The organism is Mesorhizobium abyssinicae, from assembly GCF_049887195.1.
GTDB classification, from domain to species: Bacteria; Pseudomonadota; Alphaproteobacteria; order Rhizobiales; family Rhizobiaceae; genus Mesorhizobium; species Mesorhizobium abyssinicae.
In genome coordinates, this window is sequence record NZ_JARAKC010000005.1 from 220079 (window position 1) to 242453 (window position 22375).

Sequence of the window (22375 nt, forward strand, 5' to 3'; positions counted from 1 at the left end):
CCCCAGCAACGAGGCATTCTTTCCATGGCGAAGATCAAGGTGGCGAACCCGGTCGTCGAGCTCGACGGCGACGAGATGACCCGCATCATCTGGCAGTTCATCAAGGACAAGCTGATCCACCCCTATCTCGACATCAAGCTCGACTACTACGATCTCGGCATCGAGCACCGCGACGCCACCAACGACCAGGTGACGATCGACTCGGCCAACGCCATCAAGAAATACGGCGTCGGCGTGAAGTGCGCGACGATCACCCCCGACGAGCAGCGCGTCGAGGAATTCAAGCTGAAGAAGATGTGGAAGTCGCCGAACGGCACGATCCGCAATATTCTCGGCGGCACCATCTTCCGCGAGCCGATCATCATGAAGAACGTGCCGCGCCTGGTGCCCGGCTGGACCAAGCCGATCATCGTCGGCCGCCACGCCTTCGGGGACCAGTACCGCGCCACCGACTTCCGCTATCCCGGCAAGGGCAAGCTGACGATCAAGTTCGTCGGCGAGGACGGCACCGTGATCGAGCACGACGTGTTCGACGCGCCGGCCGCCGGCGTCGCCATGGCCATGTACAATCTCGACGAATCGATCCGCGAGTTTGCCCGCGCCTCGCTGAACTACGGCCTGCTGCGCAACTATCCGGTCTACCTCTCGACCAAGAACACCATCCTCAAGGCCTATGACGGCCGCTTCAAGGACATCTTCCAGGAAGTCTACGAGAAGGAATTCGAGGCCGAGTTCAAGGCGAAGAAACTCTGGTACGAGCACCGGCTGATCGACGACATGGTGGCCTCCAGCCTGAAATGGTCGGGCGGCTATGTCTGGGCCTGCAAGAACTACGACGGCGACGTGCAGTCGGACACGGTGGCGCAAGGCTTCGGCTCGCTCGGCCTGATGACCTCGGTGCTGATGACGCCAGACGGCAAGACCGTGGAAGCGGAAGCCGCGCACGGCACCGTCACCCGCCACTATCGCCAGCACCAGAAGGGCGAGGAGACCTCGACTAACTCGATCGCCTCGATCTTCGCCTGGACGCGCGGTCTCGCCCACCGCGCCAAGCTCGACGACAATGCCGAGCTGAAGCGCTTCGCCGAGACCTTGGAAAAGGTCTGCATCCAGACGGTGGAGTCCGGCTTCATGACCAAGGACCTGTCGCTGCTGATCGGTCCCGACCAGCCCTGGCTGTCGACCACCGGTTTCCTCGACAAGATCGACGAGAACCTGCAGAAGGCCATGGGGTAAGAACCCAAATTTCGACATGCCGAAGGCTCCGAAAGGAGCCTTCGTTTTTTGGGCAGCAACGCGAGCGGAAGCAAGGGGCTGACGATGGGCAAGCCAATCCTCTACGGCGCCGACTACAGCGTTTATGTGCGCATCGCGCGGCTGGCGCTGGAAGAGAAAGGCATCGGCTACGACCTCGTGCCGGTCGATGTCTTTGCCCCGGAAGGCGTTCCGGCCTGGTATCTCGAACATCATCCGTTCGGCCGCATCCCGGCTTTCGAGCATGACGGCTTTCGCCTGTTCGAGGCGAGCGCGATCGCCCGCTATGCCGACGAGGCCTTCGACGGCCCGGCGCTGCAGCCAAAAGAGGCGCGTAGCCGGGCAAGGATGAACCAGATCATCGGCCTGCTCGACGCCTATGGCTACCGCGCCATGGTCTGGGATGTCGCCGTCGAGCGGCTGGAGCAAAACCCGCCCGACGAGGCCCTGATCACCAAGGGCCTGTCGCAAGCGGAGGCTGTGCTGCGGACACTGTCGGCGCTGAAGGCCGACGGGCCGTGGCTGCTGGATTCGCAACTGACCCTTGCCGACCTGCATGCAGCCCCAATCATCGGCTATTTCGTCAAGGTCGCAGAAGGGCGTGAATTGCTTGCCCGATTTGCCGACATTAGCGACTGGTATGCGCGCTTCGCCGATCGCGCGAGCTTCGCCAGGACAGAACAGGCGGGCTGATGCGCGCCGTCCATGTCAGCTATGCGACGCCGAACCTGTCGCAGGCCGGCAAGCTGCTGCTGAAGAGCGCGCGCCGCTTCGGCCTCGACAGTCATCTCTATACGCCGGACCACCCGGTGCTGGTCGACCTGGCGCGAAAATACCCATCGATCATGGCCGCGCCGCGCGGCGCCGGCTACTGGCTGTGGAAGCCCTTCATCACGCTGGACATGATGAACCGCGTGCCCGACGGCACGCCGGTCCTCTACAGCGACGCCGCGCTGACTTTCATCGCCGACCCCGCGCCTCTGATCGCGCTTTCCAGCCAGCACCCGGTATGCCTGTTCAAGATGGGCGGGCGGATGCTGCAGGGCGCCTGGACCAAGCGCGACTGCTTCGTCGAAATGGATGCCGACCGGGAGGAGTTCTGGTCGCTGCCGCAGCTATGGGCCGGCATGCAGCTCTACCGCGCCGGGCCGGAAGCGAGGGCTTTCCTCAAGCTGCTCACGACAGCCATGGCGAGCGAGGTTCGGCTGACCGACATGCCGAACATCCACGGCCTTCCCAACCTGCCCGGCTTTGTCGAGCATCGGCACGATCAATCGGTGCTGACGACCCTTGCCAGGCAGCAGGGCGCCGCCATTTTTCGCAGCCCGTCGCAGGAGTGGCACGATCCATCGGCGCCCGCGAGCGAGACGCCGTTCGGCCAAACGGTGTTTGTGCACCGCAGGCGAAACCTCCCCTATTTCAGGTGGCTTTACAGGCGCCTTCGCCAGAAATACACGGGCGGCCAAGGCTTCCTTTGATCATGCCGGTCTCTCGCGAGGGCCTGGCGGCTCTCAAGCTTCTGCACCATGAGCCGAGTGCCGTTCAGTCAGGCAGATAGATTTCGGCTTTCATGAAGGTCTTCGCGCGGCCCGTGATCCGCACGCGGTCTCCGGCCAGTTCGCACAGCAGGTGGCCGCCGCGCTGCGAGCACTGGAAGGCCGACAGCTCCGTCTTGCCGAGCTTTTCGGACCAATAGGGTATCAGCGTCGCGTGGATGGAGCCGGTCACCGGATCCTCGGGAATGCCCGCGCCGGGTGCGAAGTAGCGAGACACGAAATCATGGGTCTCGCCGCGCGCGGTGACGACCACGCCGAGCGGGTGGAAGGTCGCAATCCCGGACAGGTCCGGAACGAAGGAGCGCACGGCGGTCTCGTCGGCCAGTTCGACGAACAGGTTCTCGAAGTTGCGGAAGCTCGCAACCGGGCGCGCCGAAACGATGTCCTGAAGCGCGGACGCCAGCTCGGCGTCCACGGGCTGCGGCGGAAAGCACGGCAGATCGAGCTGGTAGGCGCCGTCGCGCCTGGAAACCCCGAGCTCGCCCACCCGTGTGGCGAAGGCCATGTTGCCGGCGACATCGTGTTCCTGGGCCAGCACATGGGCGGTGGCCAGCGTGGCGTGGCCGCAGAAGTCGGCTTCATGGACCGGGGTGAACCAGCGCAAATCCCAGCCCTTGCCGTTCGGCCGCGCGAACGCGGTCTCGGCAAGGTTGTTTTCGTTGGCGATGGCCTGCATGACATGATCCGGCAGCCAGTCCTCGAGGATGAGGACGGCGGCCGGATTGCCGTGGAAGGCCCGGTCGGCGAAGGCGTCGACCTGGTACATGGTCAGTGTCGTCACTTCGCGCTCCCGGGATGGCTAGCTTGACTGCACTGGGACCGCAAGCGAGGTCACGCCGCTTCCAGCGCCGCCTTCACCGCCGCGATCGCGTCCTCGGCCTTCGAGGCGTCGGGACCGCCGGCCTGGGCCATGTCCGGCCGGCCGCCACCACCTTGCCCGCCAAGCGCGGCGGACGCCACACGCACCAGGTCGACGGCGCTGAAGCGGGTGGTCAGGTCGTCGGTGACGCCGACGACGACACTTGCCTTGTTGTCCTCGCCGGCGCCTACGAAGACGACGACACCGGAGCCGAGCGTCTTCTTGCCGGCATCGGCAAGCGGCTTCAGATCCTTCGGCGACACGCCGGAGACCGCCTTGCCGAGGAAGCCGACGCCGGCGATGGTCTCGTTCTCGGCCGGCACGCCGGCTGGCGAACGGTCGCCCAGCGCCAGCTTCTTGCGCGCTTCGCTAAGCTCCTTTTCGAGCTTCTTGCGCTCGTCGAGCAGCGTCTCGACCCGCGCCGCCACATCGGCCGGCGAGATCTTCAGCGTCGAAGCGATCGCCTTCAGCCGCTTGTCCTGCTCGTCGAGATGCTTGCGCGCCGCCTCGCCGGTCAGCGCCTCGATGCGGCGCACGCCGGCCGCGACCGCGCTGTCCGACACGATGCGCACCAGGCCGATATCGCCGGTTGCCCGGACATGGGTGCCGCCGCAGAGCTCGACCGAATAGGGCCGGTTCGCCTTGGCGCCATGCAGGCCGGTGCCCATCGACACGACGCGCACCTCGTCGCCGTATTTCTCGCCGAACAGCGCCATGGCGCCCTCGGCAATGGCGTCATCGACCGACATCAGGCGTGTCGACACCGGGCTGTTCTGCACGACGATCTCGTTCGCCATGCGCTCGACCTCCTCAAGCTCATCGGCCGAGATCGGCTTGTTGTGCGAGATGTCGAAGCGCAGGCGCTCGGGCGCGACCAGCGAGCCCTTCTGCGCGACATGGGTGCCCAGCACCTCGCGCAGCGCCTCGTGGATGAGGTGCGTCGCCGAATGGTTGGCGCGCAGCCTGGAGCGGCGCGCATGATCGACCTTGAGCTCGACCGCGGCGCCGGTCTTGACCGTGCCGCTCGCCACCCGGCCGAGATGCACGAACAGCCCGTCGGCCTTCTTCTGCGTGTCGGTGATCTCGATCGAGAAGCCCTCCCCCGAGATCACGCCGGTGTCGCCCATCTGGCCGCCGGACTCGCCATAGAAAGGCGTCTGGTTGACGACCACGGCAACCGTGTCGCCCTGCGCGGCGCTGTCGACGGTCTTGCCGTCCTTGACCAGCGCCAAGACCAGGCCCTCCGCCTGTTCGGTCTCGTAGCCGAGGAAATCGGTGGCGCCGGTGTTCTCGCGCACCGAGAACCACACCGTCTCGGTGGCCGCGTCGCCAGAACCAGCCCAGCTCTTGCGCGCCTCGGCCCGCTGCCGCTCCATCGCATCGGTGAACCCGGCCAGATCGACCGAGATGCTGCGCTGGCGCAGCGCATCCTGCGTCAGGTCGAGCGGGAAGCCGTATGTGTCGTAGAGCTTGAAGGCCGTCTCGCCATCCAGCATGTCGCCGGTGCCGAGCTTTTCGGTCGCCTCCGAGAGCAGGCCGAGGCCGCGCGCCAGCGTCTTGCGGAAGCGGGTCTCTTCCAGCTTCAGCGTTTCGGTGATCAGCGCCTCGCCGCGCCCCAGCTCCGGATAGGCCTGAGCCATCTCGCGCACCAGCGCCGGCACCAATTTCCACATCAGCGGCTCGCTGGCGCCGAGCAGCTGCGCATGGCGCATGGCGCGGCGCATGATACGGCGCAGCACATAGCCGCGGCCCTCATTCGACGGCAGCACGCCGTCGGCCACCAGGAAGCAGGACGACCGCAGATGGTCGGCGATCACGCGGAACGATGCGACGGTGTCCGCATCCGGACCGCGCCCGAGCGCCGATGACGTGGCATCGATCAGATGGCGGAACAGGTCGGTCTCGAAGACGCTTTCCACCCCTTGCAGGATGGACGCCATGCGCTCGAGGCCCATGCCGGTGTCGATCGACGGGCGCGGCAGGTCGATGCGCTCTTCCTTCGTCACCTGTTCATACTGCATGAACACCAGGTTCCAGAATTCCAGGAACCGGTCGCCATCCTCTTCCGGGCTGCCGGGAGGGCCGCCCCAGATGTGTTCGCCGCGGTCGATGAAGATTTCCGAGCACGGCCCGCAGGGTCCGGTGTCGCCCATCGCCCAGAAATTGTCCGAGGTCGGGATGCGGATGATGCGGTCGTCGGTGAAGCCGGCGATCTTCTTCCAGTAGCCGGCCGCCTCGTCGTCGGTGTGATAGACGGTGACCAGCAGCTTGTCCTTCTTCAGCCCGAACTCCCTGGTGATCAGGTTCCAGGCAAGCTCGATGGCGCGCTCCTTGAAATAGTCGCCGAAGGAGAAATTGCCGAGCATCTCGAAGAAGGTCAGGTGACGCGCGGTGTAGCCGACATTGTCGAGGTCATTGTGCTTGCCGCCGGCGCGCACGCTCTTCTGGGCGGTGGTGGCGCGCGAATAGGACCGCTTCTCCAGGCCGGTGAAGACGTTCTTGAACTGCACCATGCCGGCATTGGTGAACATCAGCGTCGGATCGTTGCGCGGCACCAGCGGGCTCGACGCGACGACCTCGTGACCCTCCTTGCGGAAATAGTCGAGGAATGTCGACCGGATCTCGTTCACGCCACTCATGGATGCTTGCCTTTTCGAGAGAACCGCCGGGGGTGCCGACGGCAAAATGGACATGGCCTTTTAGCGATCACGCCGCAGCCTGTCCAGAAACACGGAACTGGAGGAAAGTCCGGTTGTTGCCGGCTCTGGCTGGGCATCGCCCGAAACGCAAACCGCCGGCACAAGGCCGGCGGTTCGGGACGCAGTACTAAAGAACTCAATTACATAAGCAGATAGTAATAAACCGAGATTGTGTCACCTACATGGCGCCGGCTTCGTCCTCGAAACCGTCGTCACCGCCGCCCTCGGAGCCGCCATTCTCGAGGAATTTCTCGGCGATCAGCCCGGCATTCTGCCTGAGCGCCATTTCGATCTCGCGCGCTGTGTCGGGATTGTCGCGCAGGAACAGTTTTGCGTTCTCGCGGCCCTGGCCGAGACGCTGCGAATTGTAGGAGAACCAGGCGCCGGATTTCTCGACCACGCCGGCCTTGACGCCGAGGTCGACCAGCTCGCCGGTCTTCGACACGCCCTCGCCGTACATGATGTCGAACTCGACCACCTTGAAAGGCGGCGCCAGCTTGTTCTTGACGACCTTGACGCGGGTCTGGTTGCCGACGACCTCGTCGCGGTCCTTGACCGAGCCGATGCGGCGGATGTCGAGGCGGACCGAGGCGTAGAACTTCAGCGCGTTGCCGCCGGTCGTCGTCTCGGGCGAGCCGAACATGACGCCGATCTTCATGCGGATCTGGTTGATGAAGATGACCATGGTGTTGGAGCGCGAGATCGAGGCGGTCAGCTTGCGCAGCGCCTGGCTCATCAGGCGGGCCTGTAGGCCGGGCAGCGCATCGCCCATCTCACCTTCGATTTCGGCGCGCGGCGTCAGCGCGGCGACCGAATCGACCACCAGCACATCGATGGCGCCGGAGCGCACCAGCGTGTCGCAGATCTCCAGCGCCTGCTCGCCGGTGTCGGGCTGCGAGATCAGCAGGTTTTCGAGGTCGACACCGAGCTTGCGGGCATAGACCGGATCGAGCGCGTGCTCGGCATCGACGAAGGCGCAGATGCCGCCCTTCTTCTGGGCTTCCGCCACGGTGTGCAGCGCCAGCGTCGTCTTGCCCGAGCTTTCCGGCCCGTAGATCTCGATGATGCGGCCGCGCGGCAGGCCGCCGACGCCGAGCGCGATGTCGAGGCCGAGCGAGCCGGTCGGCACGGTTTCGATCTCGACCACCTGCTCATTGGCGCCGAGGCGCATGATCGAGCCCTTGCCGAAGGCGCGCTCGATTTGCGACAGCGCCGCGTCCAGAGCCTTTGATTTGTCCACTGCCTTATCCTCTACAAGCCGCAAAGTATTCTGAGCCATGATACATCACCCCTTGGTCGTCAATGAAGGCCGGACAATCCGTGATCCCTGCCATTTTGTACCTTTTTTGTTCTCGTTTGGCAAGAGGCATCAAGCTGCTGAAAAACAATCAATATCTTGATCTGTTCTATTTATGTCCCACAACACACAGCGGCGGCGTCTTCCAATCGGCCATGCGGGATTCCATTGTCCGGCCGGCCCGAATCGCGGCGTTGATTGCGGGGCGGCGCGGAGAAACCTAGTGTGCGCGGCCGGACAATCAACAAAGGTATCGACGCCACGATGGTGAAGTCCCCCAACATCCTTGCCGTGGGCGGCGCCCATATCGACCGGCGGGGCCAGGTGTCAGGCCCTTACGTGCCGGCTGCCTCGAACCCCGGCACCATGCGCGAGGATGTCGGCGGCGGCGTCTTCAACGCGTTGCGCAGCGTGGTCAGGCGCGGCGTCTCGGCTTCGCTATTATCGATGCGCGGCGGCGATGCCGCGGCCGAGACTGTGTCGACGGCGATCGCGAGCGCCGGCATCGTCGACCTGTCGGCGGTGTTCCTCGACCGCACGACGCCGAGCTACACGGCGCTGATCGACCGCGACGGCGAGCTGATCGTCGGCTTTGCCGACATGGCGCTCTACGACCTCGCCTTCCCCAAGCAGATCCGCCGCGCCAAGGTGCGCGAGGCGATCGCTTCCGCCGATGCCCTCCTATGCGACGCGAACCTGCCGTCCGCGGCGCTGGAACGGCTGGTGGCGCAAGCCGCCGGCAAGCCGGTCTTCGCCATCGCCATCTCGCCAGCCAAGGTGGTGCGGCTGGCGCCGGTGCTGGGCAGCCTTGCCGTGCTGTTCATGAACCGGCGCGAGGCCGGCGCCCTCGCCGGCCTGGGCGACGATGCGAATGGCCACGATCTGGTCGGCGGGCTGCGGCGCGCCGGGCTCACGAGCGGCGTGGTGACGGCGGGCGGCGAGCCGGTGCTGGGCTTCGACGGCGAGGGCCTGTTCTCCATCGCCCCGCCCGCTCCGCGTAGGATCGCCGACGTCACCGGCGCCGGCGATGCGCTGACCGGCGCGACGGTCGCCGCTCTGCTCAATGGCCTGCCGCTGCGCGCGGCACTGCGCGAAGGCATCGCCGCCTCCATCCTGGCCATCGAAAGCACCGAGGCGGTGCCCGCCTTCAGCGCCGCCAACTTCGCGCAAATGCTGGCCCTTGTGCCGGGGGCGCTGGAAGTGGCATGAGGGCGGCCGGAGCGCCGCGCGCCCCGGACTGGAGACCATCATGACGCCCGAAACCGCCCGCCCCTTCATCGACATCCATCCGCCGGTGGCGGAGGCGCTCGCCGCCGGACGGCCGGTGGTGGCGCTGGAAAGCACCATCATCACCCACGGCATGCCCTATCCGGACAACGGCGCCATGGCCGCCAATGTCGAGAAGATCATCCTGGACAATGGCGCGGTACCGGCAACGATCGCGGTGGTCGCCGGCCGCATCAAGATCGGCCTCTCCGACGGCGAGCGCGAATCGCTGGCGATGACCGGCGACGCCATGAAACTGTCGCGCGCCGATCTCGGCTTTGCCGTCGCGCAGGCGCGCACCGGGGGCACCACCGTCGCCGCGACGATGATCGCCGCGCATATGGCGGGGATAAAGGTGTTCGCCACCGGCGGCATCGGCGGCGTGCACAAGGGCGCTGAAAAGAGCTTCGACATCTCGGCCGACCTCGACGAGCTGGCGCGCACGCCAGTCATCGTGGTGTCGGCCGGCGCCAAGGCAATCCTCGACATCGAAAAGACGCTGGAAGTGCTGGAGACGCGCGGCGTGCCGGTCGTCGGCCATGGCTGCGAGACGATGCCTGCGTTCTGGTCCAGGCATTCGCCGTTCCGCGCCCCGCTCACCTTGCATGCGCCGGAGGACATTGCGCATTTCTACCGGACGCGGCAGGCGCTGGGCCTCGGCGGCGGCATACTGATCGCCAACCCGGTGCCGGAGAACGCGGAGATCCCGGCCAAGGAGATGGACGGCTACATCCAGGCGGCGCAGAAGGCGGCGGAGGCGCTCAGCGTCACCGGCAAGGCGGTGACGCCGTTCCTGCTGTCGAAAATCCTCGAACTGACCGGCGGCCGCAGCCTCAAGACCAACATCGCTCTGGTCGAGAACAATGCGCGGCTGGCGGCCAGGATCGCCAAGGCGCTGTAGCGTCTACTTGCCCGCCCGCAGCCCCGCCTCATAGGCGCGGCGCGCCCAGACCGCCATCTCGTCGGGGTCGTCGAAGGCGCTGTCGGGAACACTCCAATAGGGCATCGCAACCAGCTTGCCATGCCTGGAGCCGGTGTAGGTCCACTGCTGGCAGCCGGCTGCCTCGAAATCGGCCACGCTTTGCTCGTCGGCCTTCAGCTTCAGCTCGCCGCGCAGCACGATGGCGACGATGACGCCGTCGCAATAGATGCCCTTGCCGCCGAACAGTTTTCTGATGCTGATCGGGCCGAGGCTCTCGAACAACTCCTCTATGCGTTCATTGTCCATGCTGCGATCATGGCATCGCGGCCTGATCCTGTCATCGCCGCAACCAAAACCATGCTGACAAGTTGAGGACCAGCCACGGGAGTTTGCCATGCCGCTGCTGCTGAAAGGATCCTGCCGGTGCAATGCCGTCCGCTTCGAAGTGGAAAGCCACACGCCGGTGCCGTTCATGCTCTGCTACTGCTCGATCTGCCGCAAGCAGCAGGGCGGCGGCGGTTTTGCCATCAATCTCGGCGCCGACTACGAGACGCTGAACATCAGGGGCAAGCGCAGCCTCGGCGTCTACCGGGCCGAGATCGAGGATGACGAGCATCCGCATTGCGAGGTTTCGACCGGCGAGCGCAATTTCTGCCGCAAATGCGGTTCGGCGCTCTGGCTCTACGACCCGACCTGGCCGGACCTGGTGCATCCCTTCGCCTCGGCGATCGACAGCGAGCTGCCGATGCCGCCGGAAAAGGTGCATCTGATGCTGAAATACAAGGCGAGCTGGGTCGAGCCAGTGGTCGGCAGGAAAGACAAGGTGTTCGACGTCTATCCCGAAGAATCGATCGCCGACTGGCACAAGCGCACGGGCATGTGGGTGGACTAGGAAGAGGCATTGCCTATCCGACAGGAGGCAACAATGAACCTGACTACGCACAAGAAATTCAAAGGCGACCGGCTGATGCCATGGGGCAAGGGCACCGTCGTCACCGACCCCAAAGGCTATGTTTTTCTGTGCGGCAACACGGCCACGGTCGACGACTACGATCCGTCGAAACACCAGGGAGGCGCCATTGGCGACCCTGCCGCGCAATGGCGCGCAATCCTTGCCAACATCAAGTCCGATCTGGAGGAACTGGGCAGTTCGCTCGATCATCTGGTCAAGGTGACGTTTTACGTCAAGGGGCCGTTTCCGACGGGCGGCGTCCTCAGCTCACCCAATTTCCGCATGGACGTGATGGACGAATTTTTCGCCGAACATTGCCCTAAGCACTGCAGCTACAACAACCCGCCGCCATCGGAGGTGATCGGCGTTGTCGCGCTGGCGCAACCTGACCTGGTCATCGAGCTTGTTGTCGTCGCCGCGCTGCCGGACTGAGCACGGCAGGCCGATCAGGCGGAAGCGCGCGCGTCGGCCAGCGCCTTCAGATCGGCCGGCTTCAATTCGACCGATTCGCCGCAGCCGCAGGCAGAGCTCTGGTTCGGGTTCTTGAAGGTGAAGCCGGTGCGCAGCGTCGTCTGCTCGAAATCCATTTCGGTGCCGAACAGGAAGAGCGCTGCTTCCGGCGCGACATAGACATGGGCGCCGTCGCGCTCGATATGATCGTCCTTGGTGTTCGGCTCGGTCACCAGGTCGACCGTGTATTCCATGCCGGCGCAGCCGCCCTTCTTGATGCCGAGGCGGATGCCGTGCGCATTCTCGCGCGTGGCGACGATCTCGCGCACCCGGTCGGCGGCCTTTTCGGTCATCGTGATGACGGCGAAGCGTCCCATGTCATTCTCCACGTTCGCGCGGGTTCAAGGCCCGCGGAATGAGTCTGCCCTTAAGATGGTGAACTTTCGCCTTCGCTGCAAGTCATCCAATCTTTTCAAGCCGATGCCAGAGCAATTCCAGGAAAAGTGCGTAGCGGTTTTCCGTCCGGAATTGCGTCAACACATCTAGTACCAGCCGACCGCGACCTGCGCCTCTTCCGACATGCGGTCGGGCGTCCATGGCGGATCGAAGACCATGCTTACCTCGACGCCGGAGACACCTTCCACGGCGCCGACGGCGTTCTCGACCCAGCCCGGCATCTCGCCTGCCACCGGGCAGCCCGGCGCGGTCAGGGTCATGTCGATCTTGACCGAGCGGTCGTCCTCGATGTCGATCTTGTAGACGAGGCCGAGCTCGTAGATGTCGGCGGGGATTTCCGGGTCGTAGACCGTCTTCAGCGCCGAGACGATGTCGTCGGTCAGCCGCGCCAACTCATCGGCGGGAATCGTCGAAGCCGAAACCACGCCGTTCGCGGCCGTTTCCGGAGCTGTCTCTGCGGTGGTGCTGGCATCTTCCATGGTCGTCACCCGAAGAACTTTCGCGCCTTTTCCAGCGCATCGGCCAAAGCATCGACTTCGGCCCTGGTATTATACATGCCGAACGATGCCCTGCATGTGGAGGTCACGCCGAAGCGTTTCAACAGCGGCTGGGCGCAATGGGTGCCGGCACGCACTGCCACGCCCTGCCGGTCGATCACCATCGACACGTCATGGGCATGTATGCCCTGCAATTCGAACGAGATGATGGCGCCCTTGCCCGGCGCGTCGCCGAAGATGCGCAGCGAATTGATGGCGCGCAGCCGCTCATGGGCATAGTCCTTGAGATCCGCCTCGTGCGCGGCGATGCGCTCGCGGCCGACCTTTTCCATGTATTCGAGCGCGGCACCCAGCCCGATCGCCTGCACGATCGGCGGCGTGCCGGCCTCGAAACGATGCGGCGGCTCGTTGTAGGTGACGATGTCCTCGGTCACTTCCTCGATCATCTCGCCGCCGCCCATGAACGGGCGCATGCCGGCAAGAATGTCCTTCTTGCCGTAAAGCACGCCGATGCCGGACGGGCCGTAGACCTTGTGGCCGGTGAAGACGAAGAAATCGCAGTCGAGGTCCTGCACGTCGATCGGCATATGGACCGCGCTCTGGCTGCCGTCCACGAGCACGGGAATGCCCCGCGCATGCGCGATGCGCACGATCTCCTTGATCGGAGTCACCGTGCCCAGCGCATTGGACATCTGCGTGATGGCGACGAGCTTCGTGCGCGAAGTCAGCCGCTTCTCGAATTCCTCGATGTGGAACGCGCCGAGATCGTCGACCGGCACCCAGACCAGCTTGGCACCCTGCCTCTCGCGGATGAAATGCCACGGCACGATGTTGGAGTGGTGCTCCATGATCGACAGCACGATCTCGTCGCCCTCGCCGATGTTGGGCATGCCATAGCCATAGGCGACCGTGTTGATCGCCGCGGTGGTGTTGGAGGTGAAGACGATGTTGTCGGTGCTCGGTGCGTTCAGAAACCTCTGCACTGACTTCCGCGCGCTCTCATAGGCGTCGGTCGCGGCATTCGACAGGAAATGCAGGCCGCGATGGACGTTGGCGTATTCCTGGCTATAGGCGTGCTGGATGGCGTCGAGCACGGCTTTGGGCTTCTGCGCCGAGGCGCCATTGTCGAGATAAACCAGCGGCTTGCCGTAGACTTCGCGCGACAGGATCGGGAAATCGCGGCGGATGGCCTCGACGTCGTAGGGGGTGGATTCGACTTTCTGGTCCATCACAAGCTCTTCCGAGGCACCGCCTCACTCCGTCCAGCACCCCGCTCGGCGCTGCGCGCCGATCCACCTTCTCCGGCAAGGGGAGAAGACAGGCGCTTACCCGTGCGTCAAAAACCACTCGTCGAGCCGCGCTTCCAGCGCCTCGACGAGCGCCTCGTCTTCCAGTTCCTCGATCACTTCGGCGACGAAGGCCTTCACCAGCAGGCCGCGCGCGCTCTTCTCGTCGATGCCGCGCGCCATCAGGTAGAACAGATGGTCGTGGTCGATCTCGGTGACGGTCGCGCCATGGCCGCAAACGACGTCGTCGGCGAAGATTTCCAGTTCCGGCTTGGTCGAGAACTCGCCGTCATCCGACAGCAGCAGCGTGTTGCAGGCCATCTTGGCGTTGGTCTTCTGCGCGTATTGATGCACGTTGATACGGCCCTGGAAGACGCCGCGCGCCTTGCCGGTCACCACGTTGCGGATCACTTCGGTCGAGGTGGTGTGCGGCACGGCATGGTCGAGCACCATGGTGGTGTCGGTATGGGTGTCGCCGGCCAGAAGGTTGATGCCGCGCAATTTGAAATCGGCGCCCTCGCCGGTCGTGCGCACCACGACCTCCTGGCGCACCAGCCTGCCGCCGGCATTCATAACGAACAGCGTCAGTTTCGCGTCCTTGCCGATATGCGCCTTGAACTGGGCAAGATGCGTGGCGGCATCGGATTGCTCCTGGACGATCAACCAGGTCACTTCGGCGCCGTCGCCGAGCACGAGCTGGCTGACGGAGCTGGCGAGGCCAGCGCCCTCGCCAGACTGGCGTTCGACGATGGTCGCCCTGGCGCCGGCGCCGACGCGCGTCAGAAGCCGTACATGCGCCTGGCCGCCGGACTGCAGGTTCTGCAGTTCGATCGGCTTTGCCAGTTCGGCGCCGTCGGCAATGTCGACGAAATAGCCATCGGCGACAAAGGCGGTGTTCAGCGCGCCGATCGCGTCATCGGCGCCATAGGGGTCGAGCCCGGGCGCCACGCTGCCATCGGTCAGCTTCTCCAACAGGCGCTGTACCGTGACGCCATCGATCTCGGGAAGTTTCGCATTCGAGACGCCGTTCAGCACCAGCAGCACGGCCGAACCCTCGAAGACCGGCTCAAGCGCCTTCACCGCACCTTCGGCCTCGAAGGCCGGCACCGAAGTCAGCAGGCGGCGCAGGTCGGTATAGTGCCAGGATTCGACGCGCCGCGTCGGCAGGCCATGCTTGATCGCCTCGATCGCGTCGTCTCGCTTGGTCATCACTGCGCCGTCGCCCGGCAGCAGCGAAAGCCGCTCGCCGAAGGCATCGATCAGCGCCGTTTCGGCCAGGGTCCGCTGGGGCTGTGCGTGCATGTTCATCGCTCTCGCCTCGCCTGCTCGCATCTCACGCGGCTTCGCCGATCACGCCGGCATAGCCGTTGGCCTCGAGGTCGAGCGCCAGCGACTTGTCGCCAGACTTGATCACCTGGCCCTTGTAGAGCACGTGCACCGAGTCCGGCACGATGTGCTCCAGCAGGCGCTGGTAGTGGGTGATGACGACGATGGCGCGCTCCGGCGAACGCAGCGCGTTGACGCCGTCGGAGACAATCTTCAGCGCGTCGATGTCGAGGCCGGAATCGGTCTCGTCGAGCACGCAGAGCTTTGGCTCGAGCAGCTTCATCTGCAGGATCTCGGCCCGCTTCTTCTCGCCGCCGGAGAAGCCGACATTGAGCGGCCGCTTCAGCATCGCCATGTCCATGTTGAGCGAGGCGGCGGCGTCCTTCACGCGCTTCAAGAATTCCGGGATCTTCAGCGGCTCCTCGCCGCGCGCCTTGCGCTGCTCGTTCATCGCCACCTTCAGAAATTCCATGGTCGCGACGCCCGGTATCTCCATCGGATACTGGAAAGCGAGGAAGATGCCGGCGGTGGCGCGCTCGGCCGGGTCCATTTCGAGGATCGACTGGCCGTTGTAGAGGATGTCGCCCTCGGTGACCTCATAGTCCTCGCGCCCGGCGAGGATATAGGAGAGCGTCGACTTGCCCGAGCCGTTCGGGCCCATGATGGCGGCGACCTCGCCGGCTTTGACCGTGAGATTCAGGCCGCGGATGATCTCGGTGCCGTCATCGACGATGCGGGCATGGAGGTTTCTGATTTCAAGCATTCTTGTTCGTCCTATCCGTAGCCGCCTGCCCGGCTAAATCCGATTTATCAACTGCTTCAAGGCTTCCAAGAGCCCCTGCCAAAAGCCAGCCGGCGAATAGGCCGCGACAAGCAACGCAACACCCGCGGCGCCCAAACACAACGCCAGTTGCAGCCTCGTTTCCCAGCTGTCCATTCGATCCCGCAGATAGACATGCTTTTCTGCGGATTCGCGTTTGGGCGCCTTTGTCACCCCACACTTCCCTCGAGGCTGATGCCGATCAGCTTCTGCGCCTCGACGGCGAATTCCATCGGCAGCTGCTGGATGACGTCCTTGACGAAGCCGTTGACGATCAGCGCGATCGCCTCTTCCTCGGGGATGCCACGCTGCATGACGTAGAACTTCTGGTCCTCGGAGATCTTCGACGTCGTCGCCTCGTGCTCGAACTGGGCCGTCGAGTTCTTGGCTTCCATGTACGGCACGGTGTGCGCGCCGCACTGGTCGCCGATCAGAAGCGAGTCGCAGTTGGTGAAGTTGCGGGCGTTGGTCGCCTTGCGGTGCGCCGAGACCTGGCCGCGATAGGTGTTCTGCGAGAAGCCGGCGGCGATGCCTTTGGAGATGATGCGGCTCGACGTGTTCTTGCCGAGATGAATCATCTTGGTGCCGCTATCGACCTGCTGGTAGCCGTTCGAGACCGCGATCGAATAGAACTCGCCGCTGGAATCGTCGCCGCGCAGGATGCAGCTCGGATATTTCCAGGTGATGGCCGAACCGGTCTCGACCTGCGTCCACGAGATCTTCGAGCGGTCGCCGCGGCAGTCGCCGCGCTTGGTGACGAAATTGTAGATGCCGCCCTTGCCCTCGGCGTCGCCGGGGTACCAGTTCTGCACCGTCGAATATTTGATCTCGGCATCGTCGAGCGCGACCAGCTCGACCACCGCGGCATGCAGCTGGTTCTCGTCGCGCTGCGGCGCCGTGCAGCCTTCGAGATAGGAGACATAAGCCCCCTCCTCGGCGATGATCAGCGTGCGCTCGAACTGGCCGGTGTTCTTCTCGTTGATGCGGAAATAGGTCGACAGTTCCATCGGGCAGCGCACGCCCTTGGGCACGAAGACGAAGGACCCGTCGGTAAACACCGCCGAATTCAGCGTGGCGTAGAAATTATCCGAGGTCGGCACGACCGAGCCGAGATACTTCTTCACCAGTTCCGGATGCTCGCGGATCGCTTCCGAGATCGAGCAGAAGATGACGCCGGCCTCGGCCAGTTCCTTCTTGAAGGTGGTGACGACGGAGACGGAATCGAACACGGCGTCGACTGCCACCCGGCCCGACTTGTAGACATTGTCGTTGGCTTCCTCGAGCTCCGAGGCATCCGTCTTCTGCACGCCGGCGAGAATCTCCTGCTCCTTCAGCGGGATGCCGAGCTTCTCGTAAACCTTCAGGATCTCGGGATCGACTTCGCTGAGCGAGGTCGGACCAGGGGTGCTCTTCGGCGCCGCGTAGTAATAAATGTCCTGGAAGTCGATCTTGGGATAGTCGACGCGCGCCCAGGTCGGCTCTTCCAGAGTCAGCCAGCGGCGATAGGCCTCCAGACGCCATTCCAGCATCCAGTCCGGCTCGCCCTTCTTTTCAGAGATGAAGCGAATGATGTCTTCGCTCAGGCCCTTGGGGGCCTTGTCCATCGCGATCTCTGTCTGGAATCCGTATTTATACTGGTCGACGTCGATCTTTCGAACCCGATCGATCGTCTCCTGCACAGCAGGCATAAGCGTTCTCCATCCACGCCGGGGTCAAGGCCCGACAGTTTTCAAACTATGGCACCACCAGTTGGCCACGCATGGGCGGGCCGGGGCGGCGTAAGTTCCATATAGTGCGTCCCGACCGGGAATTCACCCGGCCAATTGAAACGCACGGCTCTACCAGGCCCGGAGGCCCGAATTCCCTTTCGTCGCGCTCAGGCGGCCTTTTCGCCGCCGGCACGACGCCCGGCAATGCCGGCGAGTGCTGCGCGGAACAGCTCGATATCCTCGACCGCCGTCGCGTGGCCGATGGACACGCGCAAGGCACCCAGGCTGTCGCCAAATCCCATGGCCTTGAGCACATGGCTCGGCCCGACCTTGCCCGACGAACAGGCCGACCCCGCCGACAGCGCCACGCCGGCGAGATCGAAGGCAATCTGCGCCGTCTCGGCCTTGACGCCGGGAATAGCGAAGAATGTCGTGTTGGCAAGCCTTTGCGCGCCATTTCCGAAGATTTCCGCGTCCGGCGCCAGGGATTTTACCAGGACCTCGATCTCGTCGCGGCGACGCGCCACCAAATCGATGTCGCGCAGACCGGCCAGCGCCTGGCGCGCCGCCGCGCCGAAACCAGCGACGGCGGGGAGGTTTTCGGTGCCGGCGCGATGGCCCTTTTCCTGGCCGCCGCCGTTGATCAATGGCTTCGGCATCATCAGATCGGCCGCCGCGACGATGGCGCCGACGCCCTTGGGGCCGCCGATCTTGTGCGACGACAGGATAAGATAATCGGCGTAACCGGCCGACATATCGATCGGAATCCGCCCGGCCGCCTGCACGGCGTCGATCACCAGCACGCCACCCGCCGCCCTGACGATTTCGGCGATGCGCTCGACAGGCTGGATAACGCCGGTCTCATTGTTGGCGGCATGGATCGCGACCAGCGGCAAGCCGTCGCTCTTGTCGTGCGCGGCGAGAACCGCAGCCAGTTCATCGAGAACGGCGATTCCATTCCGATCGACGCCGATGCGGGTCACCTGCGCCGCTGGGAAGCGTCCACCATTAAGAACGCAAGGGTGGTCTGCCTCAGAGACATAGAGTCGGCTCATGCGGACGGTGCCGCGTCCCATCTGCCAGTCCGGCGTCAGCAGGGTCGCAGCGGCTTCGGTCGCGCCCGACGTGAACACGACATGCGCGGCCTTGGCATTCACCAATGCAGCGACGTCGCGCCTTGCGTCCTCGATGAGGCGGCGCGCGGCGCGGCCCTCCGTGTGGACCGAGGACGGATTGGCGGCACCCAGCGCGGCAATCATCGCCGAGCGCGCCTCTTCAAGCAGCGGCGCGCTGGCGTTGTAGTCGAGATAGGCGCGAGTTGCGGCCATTTTCCTTCAATTGGTCCCGTCGAAAGCCATTCGCCAAGGGTAGCGCGTTATTTCCTTGAAATCGCAAGGCAAGCCGTCCTATTTACGCGGCTTGCGGAAAGGGCGGTCGAGCCAGCGGGTTTCGGCCACCCAGTTTTGAACAATTCTAAACTAGCTTCTAAGAAGACGCTTGCCCGGCGTCAAGGCCACAGAAGCTGGGGCCAGCGGAAGAGTTGTTCCGGGCTGAGCGCGTTCGTTTGCCACGTGGAGTATTTTATGCCTGAGGTCATTTTTGCCGGTCCGGCCGGTCGCCTGGAAGGTCGCTACCAGCCTTCCAAGGAAAAGAGCGCGCCGATCGCCATCGTGCTGCACCCGCACCCGCAGTTCGGCGGCACGATGAACAACAAGATCGTCTACGACCTCTTCTACATGTTCCAGAAGCGCGATTTTACCACGCTTCGCTTCAATTTCCGCGGCATCGGCCGCAGTCAGGGCGAGTTCGACCACGGCACCGGCGAATTGTCGGACGCGGCGGCGGCGCTGGACTGGGTGCAGTCGCTGCATCCGGATTCCAAGAGCTGCTGGGTCGCCGGCTATTCGTTCGGGTCGTGGATCGGCATGCAGTTGCTGATGCGCCGGCCGGAGATCGAGGGCTTCATCTCGATCGCGCCGCAGCCCAACACCTACGACTTCTCGTTCCTGGCGCCCTGCCCGTCGTCGGGCCTCATCATCCACGGCGACGCCGACAAGGTGGCGCCGCCCAAGGACGTACAGGCGCTGGTCGACAAGCTGCATACCCAAAAGGGCATCACCATCACGCAGAAGACCTTGCCGGGCGCAAACCATTTCTTCGCCAATGACGCCGACCTTCTGCTGCAGGAATGCGCCGACTATCTCGACCGCAGGCTGGCGGGCGAGCTGGCCGATCCGAGGCCGAAGCGGCTGAGATAAAGCGCCTTATGGGTGGTCGGCGCTGAGCCGTCCGCTCTGCTTCGCCATCAATTCGCGGCGCCGGGCTGCGTTGGGCCATCCCAGCCGGAATGTCCTCTTGCGCTCCGGCCGTTGCGACGACGGCCGGCGGAAGATGAAACCCAGCCGGGCGAAGACCAGCCCCGTGGCGATCGCGAAAGCCAGCCCCAGCCCAAAGCCGGCAACCGTGTCGCTCGGATAATGGGCGCCGACGAATACGCGTGTCGAGGCAATGCAGGCGGTGGCCGCCAGCGCGATGTACCAGCGCCTCGGGAAAAGCAGCAACAGAACGCCGAACACCGCGCCCATCGTCGTGGCATGGCCGGAGGGAAAGCCGGCGAAGCGCGCATCCATGGCGAAGGGGTGCAGCGACAGCACCCCGAAATCGGTGAAATAAAGCGGCCGCGCCCGGCCGATGCCGTATTTCAAGAGATTGACGGCCAGGCCGGACAGGCCGACGGCGCAAAGCACCAGGAAGGCGAAGCAGGTCCAGTTGTAGACGAAAAGCCGCGTTCGCATGGACAGGCTTCGCCAATCCGTCAGATTGGCGGCGACGAGGCAGAGCGCTGCGGGAATGAGGTACCAGCCGCCGAGGCCGAAATCGGTGAAGAAGTCGGTGAAATGGACGAAGCCCGGCGTCCACACCCCGCGCATCCTGCCGGCGGCGCTGTCCAGGCTGAAGAAGACCGCCGCCGCGAGCAGCAGCCAGGCAAACACCCAGACCAGCCATGGAATCTCGGGATAGCGTGCCGCACGCACGGCAAAGCGCCTCCTCACGATGCGGAACGTGTCGAGGAAGTTGCCGAGCGAGCGACGGTAAAGCTTGGGCGGGCTAGGGAGCATGGCTGGGCGCGAGCTTATAGGGGCATTCGAGGGCCGACGCCATTCCTCACTTGGCCACCCGGTAGAGGCCGAGCGCCAGCTTGTCACCCGACGAATAGTTGAGGCCGTCAATCTCGGCGAGACGGTTTGCCGATTTGCCCTGGGCCGCCAGCAATTCGTTCAGCTTCTGCTCGTCCTTGACCGATGCCAGTCCCATCGCGCAGGCGGGATCGGCCAGCAGGTGCTTCGCGACGCCGTCGACATCGGTGAGCACGGTCCTGGTTCCGACCAGGAAGACGAGGCTCGGCTCATGGTACTGGGCGGAGGCGAGCACGGTGGTGTCGCATGGCCGGTTGGCGTCGACCGCGACCTTGATCGCCGGGCTTAGCCAGATCGGCTTCAGCGATGGCGCGATGACGCCGAACAGCAGCGAAAAGGTGATGCCGGCGCAGATGGCGATGGCACCGATGCGGCCGAGCGGCACCTGCAGCTTGCGCGGGAAGGCCAGGTAACCGGCTGCCAGCGCGGCGAGTGCGGCGGGAATGCTCCACCACGAAAACGTCCTGGCGAGATAGATCGGCGCGCCGATGCAGACGACGGCAAGGCCTATGCTGACCACAGCAAGGCCGAAAGCGGTCGCCCACCACAGCCAGCTTTGCCAGCGCTTCAACGGTGCGTTGGCCTCCTCAGGCTTCAATGTCAGCAGCCAGCCGATCAGCAGCGCCATGCCGGGATAGGCCGGCATGACATAGTGCGGCAGCTTGGTCGGGATCGCCTCGAAGACCAGCCAGAACGGGATGTACCAGGCGAGGCAGAAGCGCAGGCGCGGGTCATCCCAGAAGCGGTTGATCGCCTGCAGCCCGGCGCCGACCGCGATCAGGCCGAACGGCCACATGAACAGCGAATAGGTCAGCATGTAGAAGCCGGGCGGCAGGCCATGCGATTCCTCGCCCTGCGCTACCTTGGTCAGCATGTCCTTGCCGACCGCCTCCTGGAAAAAGGCGCCGCCGCTTTTCCAGCTGATCAGAAGTATCCACGGCAGCACGATAGCGAGCACGATGGCGACGCCGCGGGCGATCTTCAGCTTGAGGAGCCAGCGCCAGTCGCGATCGAAGGCGAACAGCGCGGCGGCCGTCAGCAGCGACAACAGCGGCGCCACCGGGCCCTTGATGAGGAGGCCAAGTCCCTGCGCGATCCAGAAGATCCACGGCAGATGGCCGGCGACCGGCTCGTTGCGGCGCGCGGCGAGATAGACCTGCGCCAGCGCGCCCTGCGCCGCCACGCAGCAGGCAAGCAGCATGGCGTCGGTCTTGGCGTCGCGGCCCTCGAAGGCGGTGGCGAAGATCGCCGCCATCATCAAGCCGGCGGCGAGACCGGCATTGGCACCGAACAGTTTCGTGCCCGTCCAGCCGATGCCGACGACGGCAAGCGCGATACCGAGCATGGAGACCAGGCGATAGACCCAGATCGGCGCGGCTGCCCCCTCGCCGCTCAGCGCCACGGCAGCTGACTGCAGCCAGTAGATGCCGATCGGCTTCTTATAGCGCGTGACGTCCTGCAGACGGATATCGACATAGTCGCCGGTCTCGACCATCTGCTTGGTCGCCTGGACGAAACGGGACTCGTCGCGGTCGATCGGGGGAAGGCTGGCGAGGCCGCTGACGGTCATCACCAGGCTGAACAGAAAGAGGATGATGTAGTTTCTGTTCATCGCGGGAGCTTCCGGATCTCGATTTGCGGGATGGTGCCCCGTCGCGGCGCCTGGGCTTGGCCCTTTGCGCGGGCGCCTCATTACGCCAGCCGCAACCCCGAGGCAAGAAGTGGCCCTCTCTCCAGGGCAATAGCTTCAATCCAGTGATGGTTTCCGACTTTGTGGCTGAGAACACCAACTGTCGAAGTCGGCGCCGCCCCTCATCGCCCTGCCGGGC

At 64.5% G+C, this 22375-nt stretch carries 23 protein-coding genes; 9 read left to right on the forward strand and 14 right to left on the reverse strand.

Annotated features, from left to right (window positions below; translation table 11 throughout):
- Window positions 1–24: 24 nt before the first annotated feature.
- From PU724_RS14000 to PU724_RS14010, 3 genes are all read left to right on the forward strand, one after another.
- Window positions 25–1236, forward strand: a complete 1212-nt coding sequence (locus PU724_RS14000) for an NADP-dependent isocitrate dehydrogenase (RefSeq protein WP_127282343.1) — start codon at window positions 25–27, stop codon at window positions 1234–1236.
- A gap of 84 nt (window positions 1237–1320) precedes the next feature.
- Window positions 1321–1947 (forward strand): glutathione S-transferase family protein, encoded by a 627-nt coding sequence (locus tag PU724_RS14005; RefSeq protein ID WP_292349802.1) that lies wholly within the window; start codon window positions 1321–1323, stop codon window positions 1945–1947.
- Window positions 1947–2732, forward strand: coding sequence for a hypothetical protein (locus PU724_RS14010; protein WP_354421476.1), 786 nt, complete (start codon window positions 1947–1949; stop codon window positions 2730–2732). The genes PU724_RS14005 and PU724_RS14010 overlap by 1 nt, the downstream gene beginning before the upstream one ends.
- 64 nt (window positions 2733–2796) lie before the next feature.
- On the opposite strand, the gene PU724_RS14015 is transcribed toward PU724_RS14010, so the two are convergent.
- The 3 genes from PU724_RS14015 to recA all read right to left on the reverse strand — a co-directional run bounded on the left by PU724_RS14015 (window position 2797) and on the right by recA (window position 7647).
- Window positions 2797–3591 (reverse strand): PhzF family phenazine biosynthesis protein, encoded by a 795-nt coding sequence (locus tag PU724_RS14015; RefSeq protein ID WP_354421474.1) that lies wholly within the window; start codon window positions 3589–3591, stop codon window positions 2797–2799.
- Window positions 3592–3641: 50 nt separating this feature from the next.
- On the reverse strand, window positions 3642–6308 hold the full coding sequence (gene alaS / locus PU724_RS14020; RefSeq protein ID WP_354421472.1) for an alanine--tRNA ligase: 2667 nt from the start codon (window positions 6306–6308) through the stop codon (window positions 3642–3644).
- A gap of 238 nt (window positions 6309–6546) precedes the next feature.
- Entirely contained in the window at window positions 6547–7647 is a 1101-nt protein-coding gene (recA, locus tag PU724_RS14025; RefSeq protein WP_126054856.1) for a recombinase RecA, read from the reverse strand.
- 23 nt (window positions 7648–7670) lie between these two features.
- On the opposite strand from recA, the gene PU724_RS14030 reads away from it, so the two are divergent.
- Genes PU724_RS14030 through PU724_RS14040 form a run of 3 tightly spaced genes read left to right on the forward strand, consistent with a single transcriptional unit; the run spans window position 7671 to window position 9832 of the window.
- The gene (locus tag PU724_RS14030) at window positions 7671–7889 is read left to right on the forward strand and encodes a hypothetical protein (RefSeq protein WP_426213258.1); all 219 of its coding nucleotides are present in this window, start codon (window positions 7671–7673) and stop codon (window positions 7887–7889) included.
- A gap of 40 nt (window positions 7890–7929) precedes the next feature.
- A complete protein-coding gene (locus tag PU724_RS14035) occupies window positions 7930–8874 on the forward strand; it encodes a carbohydrate kinase family protein (RefSeq protein WP_354421885.1) in 945 nt (314 codons plus the stop codon).
- A 40-nt stretch (window positions 8875–8914) separates the two neighbouring features.
- Window positions 8915–9832, forward strand: a complete 918-nt coding sequence (locus PU724_RS14040; RefSeq protein ID WP_127282347.1) for a pseudouridine-5'-phosphate glycosidase — start codon at window positions 8915–8917, stop codon at window positions 9830–9832.
- A 3-nt stretch (window positions 9833–9835) separates the two neighbouring features.
- Here PU724_RS14040 and PU724_RS14045 read toward each other — a convergent pair whose 3' ends face one another.
- The gene (locus tag PU724_RS14045; RefSeq protein WP_127282348.1) at window positions 9836–10159 is read right to left on the reverse strand and encodes a TfoX/Sxy family protein; all 324 of its coding nucleotides are present in this window, start codon (window positions 10157–10159) and stop codon (window positions 9836–9838) included.
- Window positions 10160–10247: 88 nt separating this feature from the next.
- On the opposite strand from PU724_RS14045, the gene PU724_RS14050 reads away from it, so the two are divergent.
- A complete protein-coding gene (locus tag PU724_RS14050; protein WP_127282349.1) occupies window positions 10248–10745 on the forward strand; it encodes a GFA family protein in 498 nt (165 codons plus the stop codon).
- Between the two features lie 33 nt (window positions 10746–10778).
- Window positions 10779–11237, forward strand: coding sequence for a RidA family protein (locus PU724_RS14055; RefSeq protein ID WP_354421469.1), 459 nt, complete (start codon window positions 10779–10781; stop codon window positions 11235–11237).
- Window positions 11238–11251: 14 nt separating this feature from the next.
- Here PU724_RS14055 and sufA read toward each other — a convergent pair whose 3' ends face one another.
- The 8 genes from sufA to PU724_RS14095 all read right to left on the reverse strand — a co-directional run bounded on the left by sufA (window position 11252) and on the right by PU724_RS14095 (window position 18677).
- A complete protein-coding gene (gene sufA / locus PU724_RS14060; RefSeq protein ID WP_127282351.1) occupies window positions 11252–11632 on the reverse strand; it encodes a Fe-S cluster assembly scaffold SufA in 381 nt (126 codons plus the stop codon).
- A 165-nt stretch (window positions 11633–11797) separates the two neighbouring features.
- On the reverse strand, window positions 11798–12190 hold the full coding sequence (locus PU724_RS14065; protein WP_292104783.1) for an SUF system Fe-S cluster assembly protein: 393 nt from the start codon (window positions 12188–12190) through the stop codon (window positions 11798–11800).
- Window positions 12191–12195: 5 nt separating this feature from the next.
- Window positions 12196–13437, reverse strand: a complete 1242-nt coding sequence (locus PU724_RS14070) for a cysteine desulfurase (RefSeq protein ID WP_292104781.1) — start codon at window positions 13435–13437, stop codon at window positions 12196–12198.
- Between the two features lie 96 nt (window positions 13438–13533).
- Window positions 13534–14802, reverse strand: coding sequence for a Fe-S cluster assembly protein SufD (sufD, locus tag PU724_RS14075; protein WP_354421467.1), 1269 nt, complete (start codon window positions 14800–14802; stop codon window positions 13534–13536).
- A 25-nt stretch (window positions 14803–14827) separates the two neighbouring features.
- Window positions 14828–15583 carry a Fe-S cluster assembly ATPase SufC gene (gene sufC, locus PU724_RS14080; protein ID WP_320320825.1) on the reverse strand — a complete coding sequence of 252 codons (756 nt, stop codon included), beginning with the start codon at window positions 15581–15583 and terminating at the stop codon, window positions 14828–14830.
- Between the two features lie 33 nt (window positions 15584–15616).
- Complete coding sequence (locus tag PU724_RS14085; RefSeq protein WP_128275602.1) at window positions 15617–15814, reverse strand: hypothetical protein; 198 nt, start codon at window positions 15812–15814, stop codon at window positions 15617–15619.
- Window positions 15811–17328 (reverse strand): Fe-S cluster assembly protein SufB, encoded by a 1518-nt coding sequence (sufB, locus tag PU724_RS14090; protein WP_127311204.1) that lies wholly within the window; start codon window positions 17326–17328, stop codon window positions 15811–15813. Before sufB ends, PU724_RS14085 begins: the two co-directional genes overlap by 4 nt.
- 188 nt (window positions 17329–17516) lie before the next feature.
- A complete protein-coding gene (locus tag PU724_RS14095; RefSeq protein WP_354421464.1) occupies window positions 17517–18677 on the reverse strand; it encodes a cysteine desulfurase family protein in 1161 nt (386 codons plus the stop codon).
- 255 nt (window positions 18678–18932) lie between these two features.
- Between PU724_RS14095 and PU724_RS14100 the strand changes: the two genes are divergently transcribed.
- Window positions 18933–19607, forward strand: a complete 675-nt coding sequence (locus PU724_RS14100) for an alpha/beta hydrolase (RefSeq protein ID WP_126054872.1) — start codon at window positions 18933–18935, stop codon at window positions 19605–19607.
- A gap of 6 nt (window positions 19608–19613) precedes the next feature.
- Here PU724_RS14100 and PU724_RS14105 read toward each other — a convergent pair whose 3' ends face one another.
- Entirely contained in the window at window positions 19614–20468 is an 855-nt protein-coding gene (locus PU724_RS14105; protein WP_354421462.1) for a phosphatase PAP2 family protein, read from the reverse strand.
- Between the two features lie 46 nt (window positions 20469–20514).
- Entirely contained in the window at window positions 20515–22158 is a 1644-nt protein-coding gene (locus PU724_RS14110) for an ArnT family glycosyltransferase (RefSeq protein ID WP_292171874.1), read from the reverse strand.
- Between the last annotated feature and the right edge of the window lie 217 nt (window positions 22159–22375).